This is a genomic window from Aquincola sp. J276 (assembly GCF_024700035.1).
In the GTDB taxonomy this organism is placed as follows: domain Bacteria; phylum Pseudomonadota; class Gammaproteobacteria; order Burkholderiales; family Burkholderiaceae_C; genus Aquincola; species Aquincola tertiaricarbonis.
The window spans coordinates 2,727,466-2,743,668 of the sequence record NZ_JAJONC010000001.1; the positions used below are offsets into that span (position 1 = coordinate 2,727,466).

Annotated in this window: 15 protein-coding genes; 10 read left to right on the forward strand and 5 right to left on the reverse strand. The window is 71.1% G+C overall.

The window, feature by feature from the left end:
* The first annotated feature begins 205 nt into the window (after positions 1-205).
* Complete coding sequence (locus LRS14_RS12510; RefSeq protein ID WP_257799735.1) at positions 206-790, forward strand: MOSC domain-containing protein; 585 nt, start codon at positions 206-208, stop codon at positions 788-790.
* On the opposite strand, the gene LRS14_RS12515 is transcribed toward LRS14_RS12510, so the two are convergent.
* Both LRS14_RS12515 and LRS14_RS12520 read right to left on the reverse strand, forming a co-directional pair.
* Positions 787-1,848, reverse strand: coding sequence for an AbrB family transcriptional regulator (locus tag LRS14_RS12515; protein WP_310740824.1), 1,062 nt, complete (start codon positions 1,846-1,848; stop codon positions 787-789). The two genes, LRS14_RS12510 and LRS14_RS12515, sit on opposite strands and share 4 nt — an antisense overlap.
* Complete coding sequence (locus LRS14_RS12520) at positions 1,849-2,946, reverse strand: alkene reductase (RefSeq protein ID WP_257799736.1); 1,098 nt, start codon at positions 2,944-2,946, stop codon at positions 1,849-1,851.
* Between the two features lie 105 nt (positions 2,947-3,051).
* On the opposite strand from LRS14_RS12520, the gene LRS14_RS12525 reads away from it, so the two are divergent.
* Positions 3,052-3,909 (forward strand): 23S rRNA (adenine(2030)-N(6))-methyltransferase RlmJ, encoded by an 858-nt coding sequence (locus LRS14_RS12525; protein WP_257799737.1) that lies wholly within the window; start codon positions 3,052-3,054, stop codon positions 3,907-3,909.
* 27 nt (positions 3,910-3,936) lie between these two features.
* Here LRS14_RS12525 and LRS14_RS12530 read toward each other — a convergent pair whose 3' ends face one another.
* The gene (locus LRS14_RS12530; protein ID WP_257800465.1) at positions 3,937-5,142 is read right to left on the reverse strand and encodes a pyridoxal-dependent decarboxylase, exosortase A system-associated; all 1,206 of its coding nucleotides are present in this window, start codon (positions 5,140-5,142) and stop codon (positions 3,937-3,939) included.
* A gap of 78 nt (positions 5,143-5,220) precedes the next feature.
* The gene (locus LRS14_RS12535; protein WP_257799738.1) at positions 5,221-6,564 is read right to left on the reverse strand and encodes a UDP-glucose/GDP-mannose dehydrogenase family protein; all 1,344 of its coding nucleotides are present in this window, start codon (positions 6,562-6,564) and stop codon (positions 5,221-5,223) included.
* Positions 6,565-6,746: 182 nt separating this feature from the next.
* Between LRS14_RS12535 and LRS14_RS12540 the strand changes: the two genes are divergently transcribed.
* On the forward strand, positions 6,747-7,757 hold the full coding sequence (locus LRS14_RS12540; protein ID WP_257799739.1) for an NAD-dependent epimerase: 1,011 nt from the start codon (positions 6,747-6,749) through the stop codon (positions 7,755-7,757).
* On the opposite strand, the gene LRS14_RS12545 is transcribed toward LRS14_RS12540, so the two are convergent.
* Positions 7,758-9,362 carry an acyl-CoA ligase (AMP-forming), exosortase A system-associated gene (locus tag LRS14_RS12545; RefSeq protein ID WP_257799740.1) on the reverse strand — a complete coding sequence of 535 codons (1,605 nt, stop codon included), beginning with the start codon at positions 9,360-9,362 and terminating at the stop codon, positions 7,758-7,760.
* 156 nt (positions 9,363-9,518) lie between these two features.
* Here LRS14_RS12545 and LRS14_RS12550 point away from each other — a divergent pair, with 156 nt between their 5' ends.
* The 7 genes from LRS14_RS12550 (at position 9,519) to LRS14_RS12580 (ending at position 16,182) form a co-directional block, all read left to right on the forward strand.
* On the forward strand, positions 9,519-9,770 hold the full coding sequence (locus LRS14_RS12550; RefSeq protein WP_046113052.1) for an acyl carrier protein: 252 nt from the start codon (positions 9,519-9,521) through the stop codon (positions 9,768-9,770).
* Between the two features lie 43 nt (positions 9,771-9,813).
* A complete protein-coding gene (locus LRS14_RS12555) occupies positions 9,814-10,656 on the forward strand; it encodes a hydrolase 2, exosortase A system-associated (protein WP_257799741.1) in 843 nt (280 codons plus the stop codon).
* A complete protein-coding gene (locus LRS14_RS12560) occupies positions 10,653-11,576 on the forward strand; it encodes a hydrolase 1, exosortase A system-associated (RefSeq protein WP_257799742.1) in 924 nt (307 codons plus the stop codon). Before LRS14_RS12555 ends, LRS14_RS12560 begins: the two co-directional genes overlap by 4 nt.
* Complete coding sequence (locus LRS14_RS12565; RefSeq protein ID WP_257799743.1) at positions 11,573-12,334, forward strand: hypothetical protein; 762 nt, start codon at positions 11,573-11,575, stop codon at positions 12,332-12,334. Before LRS14_RS12560 ends, LRS14_RS12565 begins: the two co-directional genes overlap by 4 nt.
* Positions 12,335-12,398: 64 nt before the next feature.
* Positions 12,399-13,622 carry a DegT/DnrJ/EryC1/StrS family aminotransferase gene (locus LRS14_RS12570; RefSeq protein ID WP_257799744.1) on the forward strand — a complete coding sequence of 408 codons (1,224 nt, stop codon included), beginning with the start codon at positions 12,399-12,401 and terminating at the stop codon, positions 13,620-13,622.
* A gap of 69 nt (positions 13,623-13,691) precedes the next feature.
* Positions 13,692-14,936 (forward strand): GNAT family N-acetyltransferase, encoded by a 1,245-nt coding sequence (locus tag LRS14_RS12575; RefSeq protein WP_257799745.1) that lies wholly within the window; start codon positions 13,692-13,694, stop codon positions 14,934-14,936.
* Positions 14,937-14,994: 58 nt separating this feature from the next.
* A complete protein-coding gene (locus LRS14_RS12580; RefSeq protein WP_257799746.1) occupies positions 14,995-16,182 on the forward strand; it encodes a right-handed parallel beta-helix repeat-containing protein in 1,188 nt (395 codons plus the stop codon).
* Positions 16,183-16,203: the final 21 nt, after the last annotated feature.

A 16,203-nucleotide genomic window follows, 5' to 3' on the forward strand; every position in this document is an offset into this window, starting at 1 on the left:
CAGCCCCGAACAGCAGGTGGTGCACGTTCGAGGCTCGCCGCATACCGCGACGCAGAGGGATGCCAGATGAGCGAAAGGCGCGCTTGGGCCGGGTGTTCATCGGGATGGGCGGATCACGCCGTACCCTGTCGAGGCATTTCAATTTGAGTGTAATCGCGCCGTAACCACCCGTCCGGGGGAGGGTATGCGCAACAGGTATAGCCATATGCAAGCGACTGGAACCGTGGAATTCGTCAATGTCGGCCGGGCGCAGCCGCTGCAGGTTTCGGGTCGCACCGTGCTCAGCGGCTTTCGCAAGCAGCCTATGGACGGCAAGGTCCAGGTGGGCCCCACCGGCCTGATCGGCGATGAACAGGCCGACCTGACGGTGCACGGCGGCGTCGCCAAGGCGGTGTACGCCTACCCGGCCGAGCACTACGCCTTCTGGCAGACGGTGCGCGCCCAGGCCCGGGTGGCGCTGTGGGACGAGGTTCCGCCGGCGGCCCTGCTGGGCGAGAACCTCACCCTGCGCGGCCTGTTGGAGCAGCAGGTATGGATCGGCGACCTGCTGCGCCTGCCGGGCTGCACCCTGGCGGTGAGCGAGCCGCGCTTCCCCTGCGGCAAGCTGAATGCGGCCATGGGCTTTCCGCAAGCCGGAAAGATGATGTGGCAGTCGGGCTACTGCGGCTTCTACCTGGCGGTGCGCGAGCCCGGCAGCCTGCGCGCGGGCGACCGCTTCGAAGTGGTGCCCGGGCCGCGCGAAGTGTCGATCCCCGAGCTGTTCCGCGCCCGGCGCGCCGCGCGCGCCTAGGCCGCCGCAGCCAGCCGGCGCTGCTGCCGGCGGAACAGCGGCCCGGTGAGCAGCAGCACCGCCACGTAGCGCACCACATGGAAGGCGGTGACCACCGGCACGCCCAGCTGCAGCACCTTGGCGGTGATGCACATTTCGGCGATGCCGCCGGGCGAGGTGCCCAACAGCACCGTGGCCCAGTGCAGGCCGGCGGCCTGCGCCAGCAACCAGGCGAACACGGCCGAGGCCGCGATCATCGCCAGCGTGCCCAGCGCCACCGCCGCCAGCCAGCGCGGCGCGGTGTGCAGGAAGCTGCGGTTGAAGCGGGTGCCCAGCGCCACCCCGATGAGCAGCTGGCCGACATGGCTGACCTCCGGCGGCAGGGCGGACAGCTGCACGCCACTGCCGCTGAGCGCTGCCGCCACGAACAGCGAGCCCAGCACCCATGGATTGGGCAGGCCGGTACGCCACACCGCCAGGCTGCCGGCCACCGTGGCCAGCACCAGCAGGAGCAGCCCGCCGGGCTGCACGCCCTGCACCGCCAGCGGGGTGGTGTCCAGCCCATGCAGGCCGGCCGCCTGGTAGCCGAAAGGAATCACAAGCACCACCAGCAGCACCCGCAGCGAATGCGAGGCCGCCACCAGGTCGACCCGGCCGCCGTGGCGTTCTGCCAGCACCGCCATCTCGGAGGCGCCGCCGATGGCCGCCGCGAAATGCGCGGTGGCCGGATCGACGCCCGGCAGCGCGCGCCGCAGCACGCCGGCGAACACGCCGCCGATGAGCAGCGCCCAGGCCACGCCGGCCAGCAACGCCGGCGCCAGCGCCACCAGCAGCCCCAGCACCTGCGGCGAGAAGTACAGCCCCAGCGAGGTGCCGATGGCCCACTGCCCGGCGTTGCGCAGCGGGCCGGCCGCGGCCAGCCGCACGCCAGCCACGCAGCCGATGGCGGTGGCCAGCAGCGGGCCGATCATCCAGGGCAGCGGCGTGCCGAGACGCTCGCACGCCAGCGCCGCCAGCCAGGCCAGCAGCAGCGTGCCGGCCACGCGCATCAGCCAGCGGCCGTCGAGGCGCCGCGTCACTTACGCGGGCTGTGCGTCGAGCGTGGGGTAGTCGGTGTAGCCCTGGGCGCCACCGCCGTACATCGTCTTCTGGTCCGGGCGGGCCAGCTCCGCGCCCAGGTGCAGGCGGCGGGTGAGGTCGGGGTTGGCGATGGCCGGCTTGCCGAAAGCCACCAGATCACCCTTGCGCTGGGCGACGGCGTCCAGTGCCATCTGGCGGTCGTAGCCGTTGTTCACCATCCAGGCGCCGGGGAAGCGCTGGCGCAGGGCCTGGTAATCAAACGGCGCCACGTTGCGGTCGCCGCCGGTCTGGCCTTCGATCACGTGGATGTACGACAGGTGCATCGGCGCGATCTGCTCGGCCACGTGGTTGAACAGCGCCTGGGGGTCGCTGTCCTGGCCAGCGTCGTTCACGGGCGTGACCGGCGACAGCCGGATGCCGGTGCGGCCGCCGCCGATCTCGTCGGTGACGGCCTTGACCACTTCCACCAGGAAGCGGGCGCGGTTGGCGATGGAGCCGCCGTATTCGTCGGTGCGGTCGTTGATGCTGTCGCGCAGGAACTGCTCGATCAGGTAGCCGTTGGCCGCGTGCACTTCCACGCCGTCGAAGCCGGCGTCGATGGCGCAGCGCGCCGCATGGCGGTAGGCCTGCACGATGCCCGGGATCTCGTCGGTGCGCAGGGCGCGCGGGGCCGACACGTCCTCGAAGCCCTTGGCGGTGAAGGTCTTGCCCTTGGCCACGCGGTTGGTGGAGGACACCGGCGCCTGGCCGCCCGGCAGCAGCGAGGTGTGAGAGATGCGGCCCACGTGCCACAGCTGCACCACGATCCTGCCGCCCTGCGCATGCACCGCGGTCGTCACCTTGCGCCAGGCCGCGACCTGCTCGGGGCTGTGGATGCCGGGGGTGTCGAGGTAGCCCTGGCCCTCCGGCATGATCTGCGTGGCCTCGGTGATGATCAGCCCGAAGCCGGTCATCGGATTGGCGCGCTGTGCGTAGTACTCGACCGTGAGGTCGTTGGGCAGCTGGCCGGTGGCGCGGTTGCGCGTCAGCGGCGCCATCACCACGCGGTTGGCGAGTTCGATGTCGCCGATGCGGATCGGGTCGAAGAGGGTGGACATGGGTTTGGGCTTCTTGGAGTTGGGGAGAACCCCCAGAGCCTACGTAAAAGCCGGCAACCTTGCTGCGCACGCCCCAGGCCGATCCATGCTAGTTACAGTGCAGCCATGCTCGCCTACCGACACGCCTTCCACGCCGGCAACCATGCCGACGTCCTCAAGCACCTGGTGCTCGCCCAGGTGCTTCGCTACATGGGCGAAAAGGACAAGCCCTACACCCTGGTCGACACGCACGCCGGCGCCGGCGGTTATTCGCTGGCCGGGCGCTATGCGCAAAAGCGCGGCGAGTTCGAGAGCGGCATCGGCCGCCTGTGGGACCACCCCGACCTGCCCGCCCCGCTGGCGGAGTACGTCGAGCTGGTGCGCCAGTTCAACGGCGGCGGCGCGCTGGAGCAGTACCCCGGCTCGCCCGGCATCGCGCAGATGCTGCTGCGCCCCACTGACCGGATGAGCCTGTACGAGCTGCACCCGACCGACAACCGCATCCTCGAGAGCTTCCTCGGCCACCGGCCGCACACCAAGGTGCAGATGAGCGACGGCTTCGCGGCGCTGCAGAAGGAGCTGCCGCCGCCCTCGCGCCGCGGCGCGGTGCTGATCGACCCGTCGTACGAGCTGAAGACCGACTACGCCAAGGTGGTGGGCGCGGTGCGCGAGTGCCTGACCCGCTTCGCCCAAGGCACGGTGATGGTCTGGTATCCGCAGGTGCAGATCGTGGAGGCGGCGCAGCTGCCCAAGCGGTTGATGGCCGCGGCCAAGGAAGCACCCAAGGGCTGGTTGCATGCCACGCTGCATGTGCACCGCGGCGAAGGCGACGGCTTCGGCCTGCACGGCAGCGGCATGTTCGTGATCAATCCGCCCTTCGTGCTGCACGACACCCTGGCCGCGCTCCTGCCGCTGCTGACGGAGCTGCTCGGCCAGTACGAAGGCGCCCGCTTCACGCTGGACCAGGATCTGGGCAAGGGCTGATCACCCTGCCGGCCTAGCGGCCGGCTGCTAGACCAGCACCTCGACGCAGCCGGGATGCCCGAGGAAGTTCTGCGGGCTGGCGCTGGCGCCATAGGCGCCCGACTGGAACACCACCGCCAGGTCGCCCTCCTGGGCCACCGGCAGTTCCATGCGGTCGGCCAGCAGGTCCAGCGGCGTGCACAGCGGGCCGACGACCGAGGCCGATTCACGCTCCGCATTGCCCATGCGGTTGCCGATGGCCACCGGGTAGTTCTTGCGCACCACCTGGCCGAAATTGCCCGAGGCCGACAGGTGATGGTGCAGGCCGCCATCGGTCACCAGGAACACCTGGCCGCGCGAGATCTTGCGGTCGAGCACCCGGGCCACGTACACGCCGGCCTCGCCCACCAGGTAACGGCCCAGTTCGATCACCAGCGAAGCCCGCGGCAGCTCGCGGGCGGCACGCTCCACCAGCCCGGCCAGGTTCTCGCCAATGGGCGCCAGGTCGAGCCGCTGCTCGCCCGGAAAGTACGGAATGCCGAACCCGCCGCCCAGGTTGAGGAACTGCACCGGCGCCGGCGCGATCTCGGCCAGCCGCAACGCGAGGGCATAGGACTGCTGCTGCGCATCGCAGATCGACTCGGCCTTCAGGTTCTGCGAACCGGCGAACAGGTGGAAGCCTTCGAATGACAGCCCGGCCGACTTGATCGCGGCCATCAGCGCCGGCAGCTGCTCCACGTCGACGCCGAACTGCTTCGGCCCGCCGCCCATCTTCATGCCCGAGCCCTTCAGCTCGAAGTCGGGGTTCACGCGCACCGCCACCCGCGCCGGCAGGCCGAGTTGCTGGGTGATGCCGGCTAGCAGCTTCACTTCGCGCGGCGATTCGAGGTTGATGAGCACGCGCGAAGCGACGGCGCGGCGCAGCTCGGCTTCGGTTTTGCCGGGGCCGGCGAAGCTCACCTCGGCCGGATCGGCGCCGGCGTCCAGCGCCACCTTCAGCTCACCCGCCGACGCCACGTCGATGCCATCGACCAGGCCGGCCATGAAGCCGACCACCGCCGGCATCGGGTTGGCCTTCATCGCGTAGTGCAGCTTGACCTGCGGTGGCAGCGCCTGGCGCAGCTCGCTCACGCGCTGGCGCAGCGCGCCGCGGTCATAGGCGTAGAAGGGTGTCTGGCCGACGCGCTCGGCCAGCAGGCTCAGCCGCTCGCCGCCGACGACGAGCTCACCGTCGCGCAGCGCGAACTGCTGCATCGGCGCATGCTCGGGCAGGCGGCGCACGGGCGGGGGGCGAGGTCGTGTCGGTCATGGCAACTTCAGGAACGAAAAGGCTCAGGCGTCGGCCGGCAAGGCGGCGGCGCGGCCGATGGCCAGGTACTCGAGGCCGAAGGCCTTCATCAGCGCCGGCTCGTAGAGGTTGCGGCCGTCGAAGATCACCGGCTGCTTGAGCGTCGCCTTGATGAACTCGAAGTCCGGGTTACGGAACTCCTTCCATTCCGTGACGATCAGCAGCGCGTCGGCGCCTTCCAGCGCGGCCTGCTGGCCAGCGACGAAGCTCACGCCCGGCACGCCTTCCAGCACGCGCTTGGCCTCCTCCATCGCCACGGGGTCGTAAGCCTGGATCTTGGCGCCGCGCTTGACCAGCTCGGCGATCACCACGCGGCTGGGCGCCTCGCGCATGTCGTCGGTGTTGGGCTTGAAGGCCAGGCCCCACACGGCCAGCGTGCGGCCGCTCAGGTCTTCACCGAAGCGCGCGGTCACGCGCTCGACCAGCACATGCTTCTGGCGCTCGTTGGCGGCTTCCACCGCATTGAGCACCTGCAGCGGCACGCCGTTGTCGGCGCCAATGTGGATCAGCGCCTTCACATCCTTCGGGAAGCAGGAGCCGCCGTAGCCAGCACCCGCGTACAGGAAGTGCGTGCCGATGCGCGGATCGCTGCCGATGCCCTTGCGCACCAGCTCGATGTCGGCGCCCACGCGCTCGGCCAACAGCGCCAGCTCGTTCATGAAGCTGATGCGGGTGGCCAGCATCGCGTTGGCGGCGTACTTGGTGAACTCGGCACTACGGACGTCCATCACGATGAGCTTGTCGTGGTTGCGCATGAAGGGCGCATACACCGCGCGCATCAGCAGGCTGGCGCGCTCGTCGTCGGAGCCCACCACCACGCGGTCGGGCCGCATGAAGTCGTCGACCGCAGCGCCTTCCTTCAGGAATTCGGGGTTGCTCACCACCGCGTAGTCCATCTGCAGGTTGCGGGCGGCCAGCTCCTCGGCGATGGCGGCGCGCACCTTGTCGGCGGTGCCGACGGGCACGGTGCTCTTGTCGACCACGACCTTGTAGTCGGTCATGTGGCGGCCGATGTTGCGGGCGGCAGCCAGCACGTACTGCAGGTCGGCGGAGCCGTCCTCGTCCGGCGGGGTGCCCACGCCGATGAACTGCAGGGTGCCATGGCCCACGGCGGCGGCCACGTCGGTGGTGAACTGCAGCCGGCCGGCCGCGGCATTGCGCTGCACGACAGCGTCCAGGCCCGGCTCATGGATGGGGATCTCCCCGCGCTGGAGCATCGCGATCTTGCGTGCGTCCACATCCAGGCACACCACGTGGTTGCCCATCTCGGCCAGGCAGGCGCCTGTGACCAAACCCACGTAACCGGCGCCAACGACGGTGATCTTCATGCTTCTTCTCTCCCTGAATCGGGCCCGCGGCCCGTCAACTGACTCGATTCTGCCTGTGTGGCGTGACACGCATGCCGCGTGCCTGCGCAGCGGCGCCCGGACTCAAGCGCAGGAGCGTAAGAGGACTTGGCTCAAAATCGCTAAGCAATGGCCACACTTAGGCCGGCACTCCTCCGCAGACCATGTCAAAGATCCTGCTCACCGGCGCCGCCGGCTTCATCGGCGCCCACGTCGCCCGCCTGCTGCTGGCGCGGGGCGACGAGGTGGTCGGCATCGACAACCTCAACGCCTACTACGACCCCCAGCTCAAGCGCGACCGCCTGGCGACGCTGCAGGACCAGCCCGGCTTCCGCTTCCAGCAGCTGGACGTGGCCGACCGCAGCGGCATGCCCGCCCTGTTCGCCCAGGAGAAGTTCGACCGCGTGGTGCACCTGGCCGCGCAGGCCGGCGTGCGCCATTCGCTGGTCGACCCGCATGCCTACGTCGACAGCAACCTGGTGGGCTTCACCAACATCCTGGAAGGCTGCCGACACCACGGCGTGCAGCACCTGGTGTACGCCTCCAGCTCCAGCGTGTACGGCGGCAACACGGTGATGCCGTTCTCGGAGCACCACGGCGTGGACCATCCGGTGAGCCTCTATGCGGCCACCAAGAAGGCCAACGAGCTGATGGCCCACACCTACAGCCACCTGTTCAACCTGCCGACCACGGGGCTGCGCTTTTTCACCGTCTACGGACCCTGGGGCCGGCCGGACATGGCGCTGTTCCTGTTCACCCGCGCCATCCTGGCCGGCGAGCCGATCCAGGTGTTCAACCACGGCAAGATGGTGCGCGACTTCACCTACATCGACGACATCGCCGAAGGCGTGGTGCGCACGCTGGACAAGCCGCCGGCCGCCGATCCGGCTTACGACCGCGGCCAGGCCGACCCCGCCGCCAGCCATGCGCCGTACCGGGTGTTCAACATCGGCAACCACCAGCCGGTGCCGCTGATGGACTTCATCGCCGCCATCGAGCGCCACACCGGCCGCGAGGCGATCAAGGAGCTGCGCGACATCCAGCCCGGCGACGTGCCAGCCACCTACGCCGACGTGTCCGAGCTGGAGGCCTGGACCGGCTTCACGCCCGCCACCTCGGTGGACGAGGGGGTGCGGCGCTTCGTCGAGTGGTACCGGGGCTACTACCGGGTCTGACTACAGCGCCTGCTCGGCCCAGCGCGCGGCCAGCAGCTTGCGGTCGATCTTGCCGTTCGGGTTGCGCGGCAGCGGCCCGGCCACCGGCACCACGCCGGCCGGCACCATGTAGGCCGGCATGTGCACACGGCATTGGGCCAGCAGCGCCGGCACGTCCAGAGCTTCGCTGCCGTCCGGCGCGGTGGCCACCACCTGGATGGCCTGGCCCAGCGCGGCGTGCTCCACGCCGAAGGCGGCGCATTCCCCCACCAGCTTCGTCGCGTACAGCACCTCTTCCACCTCGGTCGGGCTCACCCGGTAGCCCGAGGTCTTGATCATTTCGTCGCGCCGGCCGATGAAGTACAGGAAGCCCTCGGCGTCCCGACGCACCGTGTCGCCGGAAAACACCGCGTACTCGGGCAACTGCAGACCGCCCAGCCGGCCGCCGATGCCGGGCTGCAGCAGCTTGTAGCGCTCCGCCGTCTTCTCGGCGTCGTTCCAGTAGCCCTGGCCCACCAGCGCACCGCGATGCACCAGCTCGCCTGGCTCGTCGGGGCCGCATTCGGTGCCGTCGTCGCGCAGCACCAGGATCTCGGCATTCGGGATCGCCTTGCCGATGGAGTCGGGCCGGCGGTCCACCTCCTCGGGCGGCAGGTAGGTCGAGCGGAAGGCTTCGGTCAGGCCGTACATCAGGAACGGCTTGGCCGAAGGCACGCGCTGGCGCAGCGCGGTCAGCGTTTCGCGCGGCATCCGGCCGCCGGTGTTGGCGAAGTAGCGCAGGTGGCCGTCGATCTCGGCGGGCCATTCCAGCTGCGTGAGCTGGATGTAGAGCGGCGGCACGGCGGTCAGGCCGGTCACGCGTTCCTTGGCCATCGCCTTGAGCACGTCGCGTGGCATCAGGTAGTTCAGCAGCACCACCCGCGCGCCGGCATGGAAGGCGGTGGTCAGCTGGCTGAAGCCTGCATCGAACGACAGCGGCAGCGCGGCCAGCAGGGTGTCGGAGGGCCGGTTGTCCAGGTAGGTGGCCACGCTCTTGGCACCCGCGACCACGTTGCGGTGGGACAGCACCACGCCCTTGGGCCGCCCGGTGGAGCCGGAGGTGTAGAGGATGGCGGTGATGTCGCTGTCGACCACCCGGTGCGGCGCGGCCTGCGGCCCTTCCAGCAGCGCTGTCCACGACAGCGGCGCGACCCCCGGCGGCAGCGCCAGGTCCGCCGGCGCGCCGGTCCCGGTGACCACCACGCAGCGCAGCGCCGGGCAGCCGGCCAGCACCGGCGCCAGCGCCGCCAGCCGCTCCGGCGAGGTGACCAGCACCCGCACGTCGCAGTCCTGCAGGATGAAGCCGGCCTGCTCCGCCTTCAGCAGCGGATTGATCGGCACCATCACGCCGCCCGCGGCGGGCGCGCCGAAGCTCGCGATCACCGTCTCGAAGCGCTTTTCCAGGTAGATGCCCACCCGCTCGCCGCGCTGCAGGCCCGCATGCACCACGCCGCCGGCGAAACGGCGGACCGCGTCGTCCAGCGTGGCGTAGCTCAGCGTGTCGGCGCCGTGCGTGAGGGCCGGCGCCGCGCCGTCGCGCGCCGCCGCGACGTGGACCAGTTCGTGAAGCAAGTGACTGTCAGGCATGGAAAAAAGTATGGCATGCAGGCGCCGGCAGTCCCCAGCCGTTGCGCCTGCGCTGAATGCGCAGCCCGGCACGGAACCCACCCGTTTGGGGGAAGCATGGGCTCCTAGAATCGCCGCGCTGCTGGACCCCCTGAACCAAGCCCCCGGAGTGCCCTGATGGATGTGAAGAGCGAACTGCTCGCCGTGCTGGACGAAACGCTGGGCCTGCAAGGCCGTGCCGCGGGCTTCGACCTCGACACGCCGCTGCTGGGTGCGCTGCCCGAGCTGGACTCGATGGCCGTGGTGTCGCTGATCGCCGGCCTGGAAACGCATTTCGGCATCACCGTGGACGACGACGACATCGACGGCAGCACCTTCTCCACCGTTGGTGCGCTGGTTCAGTTCGTCGACGGCAAGCTGGCCGCATGACGGCCCGGCGCGGCATCGGGCCGCGCCCGCCTCGCTGATCGCGATGGAAGCCTTCTTTCTCCCTGTCGAGCATGCGGACGGTGCGCGCTTGTGCATCCACCATCCGCCGGCCGGCGCGCTGCCTGCGCGCGGCGCGGTGCTGTACCTGCCGCCGTTTGCCGAGGAGATGAACAAGTCCCGCCGCATGGTGGCGATGCAGTCGCGTGCCTTGGCCGCGCAGGGCTACGCGGTGCTGTGCATCGACCTGCACGGCTGCGGCGACAGCAGCGGCGAGCTGGCCGACGCCAGCTGGCAGGGCTGGATCGAGGACGCGCTGGCGGCGGCGCGCTGGCTGCAGGCGCGCCATCCCGGCCTGCCGCTGTGGCTGTGGGGACTGCGCACCGGGGCGCTGCTGGCCGGCGCCGCGGCGGCGGCGTTGGGCCCTGGCTGCGGACTGCTGCTGTGGCAGCCGGTCATCGCCGGCAAGCAGGCGCTGCAACAGTTTCTGCGGCTGCAGGCGGCCGCCGACCTGATCGAAGGCAAGCAGCAAGGCGCCACCGCCGCGCTAAAGCAGCAGCTGGCACAAGGCCAGGCGGTGGATGTGGCCGGCTACCGGCTGCCGCCCGCGGTAGCGCTCGGCCTGGAAGCTGCCACCTTGCAGCCGCTGGAAAGCACCGCGTCGCTGCGATGGCTGGAGGTCACCTCGCGTGCCGAGCCGGCGCTCACGCCCGCTTCTGCGCTGGCGCTGGACAAGTGGCGTGCTGCCGGCGTGCCGGTGCACGCTGCGGCCGTGCGCGGCCCGGCCTTCTGGCAGACGGTCGAGATCGAGGATGCGCCCGCGCTGATCGACGCCACCCTGGCGGCGATGGCCACGGCCGGCGCGCCGCAGGCGGAGCAGCGGGCATGACGGCCGGGCTGCCCTACCGCGAAACCGCCATCGTGTTCGCCTGCCAGGGCGAGCAGCTGGTGGGCGTGCTCACCCGTCCGGCCGTGGCTCCCTCGCCCGCCAAGCCCGGCGTGCTGGTGGTGGTGGGCGGACCGCAGTACCGCGTGGGCGCGCACCGGCAGTTCGTGGAGCTGGCACGGGCACTGGCCAGCCAGGGCCATGCGGTGCTCCGCTTCGACGCGCGCGGCATGGGTGACAGCAGCGGCGCGCTGCATGACTTCCTGCAGATCGACGACGACATCGCCGCCGCGATCGACACCTTGTGCCGCGAAGCCGGGGTGCGGCAGGTGGTGCTGTGGGGCCTGTGCGATGGCGCCTCCGCCGCCCTGCTGTACTGCCGGAAGACCGCCGATCCGCGCGTGGCCGGCCTGGCGCTGGCCAACCCGTGGGTGCGCTCGCAGGAAAGCCTGGCGGCCACGCACGTCAAGCATTACTACCTGCGCCGGCTGCTGGACGGCGCCTTCTGGCGCAAGCTGGCCAGCGGCGGCGTGGGGCGCCAGGCCGCGCGCGAACTGGCCGGCAACCTGGCCGCCGCGCTGCGCGGCCGGCTCGGCCGGCGCCGTGGCGGCGTGGCAGCCGGCCCCGCCAGTTACCAGGACCGCATGGCGCAGGCCTGGCATCGGTTCGGCGGGCCGGTGCTGCTGCTCGTCAGCGGCGACGACTACACCGCCCGCGAATTCATCGACACCACCGGCAGCGCGCCCGCATGGAAGGGCGCGATGGCGCGCCCCGGCCTGCAGCGCGTGGACTTGCCCGAGGCCGACCACACCTTCTCGGATCGACGCTATGGTTCCGAAGTGGCCAGTGCCACATCGGCCTGGCTGGCCGGCGCCTGTACCGCAGGCGCGGCGGCCGACGTCCACAGGAGCACACACGCATGAACACCCGCCCAGCTCACCGCGCGCCGGCGCGCATGCCCTCCCTGGCCGGCCTGGCCGCGGCCGTGGTGCTCGCCGCCGCCTCGGCGCTGCCAGCCCACGCCCAGATCATGAACAGCCAGGGCTGCGGCCCGATGTACATCCCCACCCACGTGGGGCCGTTCGACTATCGCAACCAGCGCGAGATGCTGCGCACGGTGGAGTTCGGCCACTTCCAGCCAAACGTGGAAGACCTGATCAAGCCGATGTTCAACAGCTTCGGCGCGGACATCGACTACACGCTGAAGGCCTATCCCAACCACCACCGCGCGCTGATCACGCTCAACCGCCTGAGCCTGCGCGAGAAGGCGCTGAAGACTTCCGGCTCCGACTTCTCGGTGGAGTGCTACTTCTTCCGTGCCATCCGCTGGCGGCCCGACGACCTGATCGTGCGCATGATCTACGCCAGCTGGCTGCATCAATGGGACCGCACCAAGGACGCGGTGCAGCAACTGGACTACGTGGTGGACAACGCGGGTGACGATCCGTTCACCCACTACAACGCCGGCATGGTGTTCGCCGACCTGAAGATCTGGGACCGCGCGCTGCAGCAGGCGCATGCGGCGCAGGCGCTGGACTTCCCCAAGGGCGACCTGAAGGCCCGGCTGGTGGAAGCCGGCAAGTGGCAGGAACCGGTGCCGGGCGCACCGCTGCCCGGCCGTGCGGCCGCCTCCGCACCCGCCCTGCCCGCCTCGGCGGCCAGCGCCCCGGCAAGTCGATGAACACCTGCCCGGCAGGCAGCGCCGGCCCGCTACCGCGGCGCCCGCGCGGCCAGGAACGGCGCCCGTGAGCGCCGCCGCCCCGTCGCTGACAGGCGACGCCGCTGCAGCAACACCCGCAGCACTGCAGATCCGGCAGTTCGTGCCCGCGGGCTGCGGCTTCCCGCCCGCTGCGGTGCCGGTGATGCCCTGGCTGCGCCGCGCCGACCTGCGCTGGCGCGCCGCGCCCCGGCCCGCACCTGGCTTGGCCGGCGCCTCGGTGCGCAGCCATGCCTTCGGCCGCCATGCGCTGCATGCCGCGCTGGCCGCAGCCGGCGTGGGCCCGGGCACGCGGGTGCTGGCACCGGCGTACCACTGCCGCACGATGATCGACGGCGCGCTGGCGCTCGGCGCGACGGTGCATTTCTACCGCCTGGCCGACGACCTGCGCCTGGATGCGGCCGACCTGCTGGCCCGCCTGGACGCCGGCGGCCCGCCGGTGCGTGCGGTGATCGCGGCGCACTTCTTCGGCTTTGCGCAGTCGCTGGCGCCGCTGCTGGCGGCCCGGCCCGACGTGGCGCCGCTGCTGGTGGAGGACTGCTCCCATGTGCTGGTCGGCGGCCCGCCGGCGCCGGGCGCCGCCGACCTGGGTGGGCACGGCCGCTTCGGCATCGCCAGCCCGTACAAGTTTCATCCGCTGCCCGAAGGCGGCCTGCTGTGGGACAACAGCGGCCGGCCGCTGCCCGCCCTGCCGGATCGTGCCGGGCCGCTGGCCGAACTGCGCGCAACTTGGCACACCCTGCAACGCATGCGCGCGCCGGCCCTGCCCGCCCCGCAGCCGGTGGACGACTCGCGCCCGCTGCCCGACGACGCCGACCGGCTGGTGGCCGACGGCAGGCCGTCCAGCCAGTTCGACGCCAGGCAGCTGGGCCGGCCGGCACTGGGCTTCGCGCGCTGGCTGAGCCGCCATGTGGATGCGCGGCGCCTGGCGGAGCGCCGACGCGCCCGCTACGTCCAGTGGGTGGAGGCCAGCCGACACTGGTCCGGCGCCCGGCCGCTGCAGCCCGTGCTGCCCGAAGGCACCGTGCCCTACATGTTTCCGCTGCTGCTGCAGGCACCACAGCGGCAGTTTCCAGCGCTCAAGCGCCGCGCCGTGCCGCTGGGCCGCTGGGACGACATGGCCGTCAGCGACTGCCCGGTGGCCACCCGCTATCGCAGCGCGCTGGTGCATCTGCCCTGCCACCAGGCCATCGACGATGCACAGATGGACTGGCTGCTGAACACCGTGTCGACCGCCCTGCAGGCCGGGTGAGGACATGTCAGTGCCCGTCCGCCCCTGCGCCTGTGCGCCTGCTCCCCGCCCCTGAACCGCTCGCCGCGCATGCCTACCACCGCCCCTGACCTGCACACCCCGTGGATCACCGAGCTGCGCCTGCTGCCGGACGACGCGCGCGCCCTGATGACGGCCGAGGCCGCCGCGCGCGGCATGCAGGCCGGCCTCGCCTGGTTCGAGAACTTCTGCGCCCAGGTGCAGGAACCGGGCAGCACGCCGGGCTTCCTGCTGCTGCAGCACGACGGCCGCACACGGGCGGTGCTGCCGCTGCTGCGGCGCGAGGCGGCCGATGGCCAGCCGCGCCGGCTGGACAGCCTGGGCAACTACTACACCACCTTCCACGCGCCGGCACTGGCCGACGACCTGGCCGCGCAGCCGCTGGCCGACGCCCTGCGCGCGGTGGTGCGCCAGCACCGGCCCGCGTCCATGCGGCTGGCGCCGATGGACCCGGACAGCCGAACGTATGCGCTGCTGCAGGAGGCCCTGCGCGCCGCCGGGCTGCATTGCCACCCGTACTTCGCGTTCGGCAACTGGTACCTGCCCAGCGAAGGCCTGGACTGGGACACCTACTGGAAGCAACGCAGCTCCGGCCTGCGCAGCACCTGCAAGCGCATGGGCCGCAAGTTCGAGGCCGACGGCGGCACGCTGGAGATCGTCACCGGAGGCGACCGGCTGGACAGCGCCATCGAGGCCTATCACACCGTGTACGCCTCCAGCTGGAAGCCGCAGGAGCCGTATCCCGGCTTCATGCCCGGCCTGGTGCGCATGTGCGCGGAGCACGGCTGGCTGCGGCTGGGCGTGGCGCGGCTCAACGGCCAGGCGGTCGCCACCCAGCTGTGGATCGTGGCCGGTGGCCGAGCCGAGATCTACAAGGTGGCCTACGACGAGGCCCACAAGGCCTATTCGCTCGGCTCGCTGGTCACCGAGATGCTCATGCGCCACGTGCTGGAGCACGACCGCGTGCGCGAGGTCGACTTCCTGGCCGGCGACGAAAAATACAAGCAGCAGTGGATGACGCAGCGGCGTGAACGCTGGGGTCTGGTGGCCTACAACCCCCGCACCGTGGCCGGCGCCCTGGGCGCCGCGCGGGAGGCGGCGGCGCGCCAGCTCAAGCCCCTGCTTGCACGATTCCGGCGTCCCGTTGCGGATGCAGCAACAGCAAAAGCCGTGAAAACGCACACCGACGGCTCGATTCAAGGGGGGGATGGTGCTCCCCCAAAAGAGTTGCCCGACAATCCGCAGCGATCGGAGGCACCCGCCAGGGCGCTTCCTCCGGCCCGCGGCACCCGGTAGGCGTGCCGCCGCTGCCCGCCGCCAGGCAGCCAACGTAGTCACCCTCGGGGGTCGAAACATGTCGAGGGCTCACCACCCGTCATCCGCCACCCGGCAGCGTCGCCATGCGCTGCTGGCACTGGGCTCCCTGCTGTGCGCGCCGGCCTGGACGCAACCGGCCGACGCGCCCGCCGCCACGCTGCAGGTGGGGCCGGGCCGCGCGCTGCGCACGCTGGCGCAGGCGGCCCGCGTGGCCACCGACCACACGTTGATCGAGGTGGATGCCGGCGAATACCGCGGCGACGTGGCGTTCTGGCCACAAAACCGGCTGCAGCTGCGTGCCGTCGGTGGCCGCGTGCGCCTGGTGGCCGACGGCGCCGCCGCGCAGGGCAAGGGCGTGTTCGTCACCCGCGGGCAGCAGTTCCGGGTGGAAGGCTTCGATTTCGAGGGCGCCCAGGTGCCAAGCCTCAACGGCGCCGGCATCCGTGTGGACGCGGGCAGCGCCCATGTGGTCGACTGCCGCTTTTCGGACAGCCAATGCGGCGTGCTCACCGGCAACGACACCGGCATCGAGGTGGTGATCGAGCGCTGCGAGTTTACGCGCCACCTGCGCGCCGATGGCCGCAACCACCATGTATACGCCGGCGGCATCGGCCGGCTGGTGGTCACCGGCAGCCATTTCCAGGGCGCGCAGAGCGGCCACCTGCTGAAGAGTCGGGCACGCGACAACCTGGTGACCTACAACCGCCTGGTCGACGGCCCCGAAGGCCGCGCCAGCTACGAGCTGGAATTCCCGAACGGCGGCATGGCCGTGGTGGTGGGCAACCTGATCCAGCAGGGGCCGGGCAGCGAGAACCAGCAGCTCGTCTCCTTCGGTGCCGAGGGCCTGCATCCCGCGCCGAACGAGCTGCACATGGCCTTCAACACGCTGGTGAACGAGCTGGGGCCGACCGGCGTCTTCGTCAACGTGCGGCCGGGCACCGACCGCGTGCGCCTGCTCAACAACCTGCTGGTCGGTGGTGGCAATGCGCCGACCGGTGGTGCCGAGGTGCGTGGCAATGCCCTGCTCTCGCTGGCCGACCTGGTCGACCCCGCCGCTGGCGACTACCGCGTGCGCAAGGCCGTCGCCGCCCGCCTGCGCGCGCTGGAGCTGCCAGCCGATGCCGACGCGCTGCGGCCGATGCTGATGCCCACCGCGCCGCGCGGCGTGGCGGAGCGGCCACTCGCCTCGCTGCGCCTGCCCGGTGCGCTGCCGGCCCAGTCCTGAACACCAAGAACCGCATCGCGA

Excerpts from the sequence above, each read along its gene's own strand:
- LRS14_RS12510 (WP_257799735.1), top strand. The coding sequence starts at position 206 with ATGCAAGCGACTGGAACCGTGGAATTCGTCAATGTCGGCCGGGCGCAG.
- LRS14_RS12520 (WP_257799736.1), bottom strand. The coding sequence starts at position 2,946 with ATGTCCACCCTCTTCGACCCGATCCGCATCGGCGACATCGAACTCGCC.
- LRS14_RS12525 (WP_257799737.1), top strand. The coding sequence starts at position 3,052 with ATGCTCGCCTACCGACACGCCTTCCACGCCGGCAACCATGCCGACGTC.
- LRS14_RS12530 (WP_257800465.1), bottom strand. The coding sequence starts at position 5,142 with ATGCAGCAGTTCGCGCTGCGCGACGGTGAGCTCGTCGTCGGCGGCGAG.
- LRS14_RS12535 (WP_257799738.1), bottom strand. The coding sequence starts at position 6,564 with ATGAAGATCACCGTCGTTGGCGCCGGTTACGTGGGTTTGGTCACAGGC.
- LRS14_RS12540 (WP_257799739.1), top strand. The coding sequence starts at position 6,747 with ATGTCAAAGATCCTGCTCACCGGCGCCGCCGGCTTCATCGGCGCCCAC.
- LRS14_RS12545 (WP_257799740.1), bottom strand. The coding sequence starts at position 9,362 with ATGCCTGACAGTCACTTGCTTCACGAACTGGTCCACGTCGCGGCGGCG.
- LRS14_RS12550 (WP_046113052.1), top strand. The coding sequence starts at position 9,519 with ATGGATGTGAAGAGCGAACTGCTCGCCGTGCTGGACGAAACGCTGGGC.
- LRS14_RS12555 (WP_257799741.1), top strand. The coding sequence starts at position 9,814 with ATGGAAGCCTTCTTTCTCCCTGTCGAGCATGCGGACGGTGCGCGCTTG.
- LRS14_RS12560 (WP_257799742.1), top strand. The coding sequence starts at position 10,653 with ATGACGGCCGGGCTGCCCTACCGCGAAACCGCCATCGTGTTCGCCTGC.
- LRS14_RS12565 (WP_257799743.1), top strand. The coding sequence starts at position 11,573 with ATGAACACCCGCCCAGCTCACCGCGCGCCGGCGCGCATGCCCTCCCTG.
- LRS14_RS12575 (WP_257799745.1), top strand. The coding sequence starts at position 13,692 with ATGCCTACCACCGCCCCTGACCTGCACACCCCGTGGATCACCGAGCTG.
- LRS14_RS12580 (WP_257799746.1), top strand. The coding sequence starts at position 14,995 with ATGTCGAGGGCTCACCACCCGTCATCCGCCACCCGGCAGCGTCGCCAT.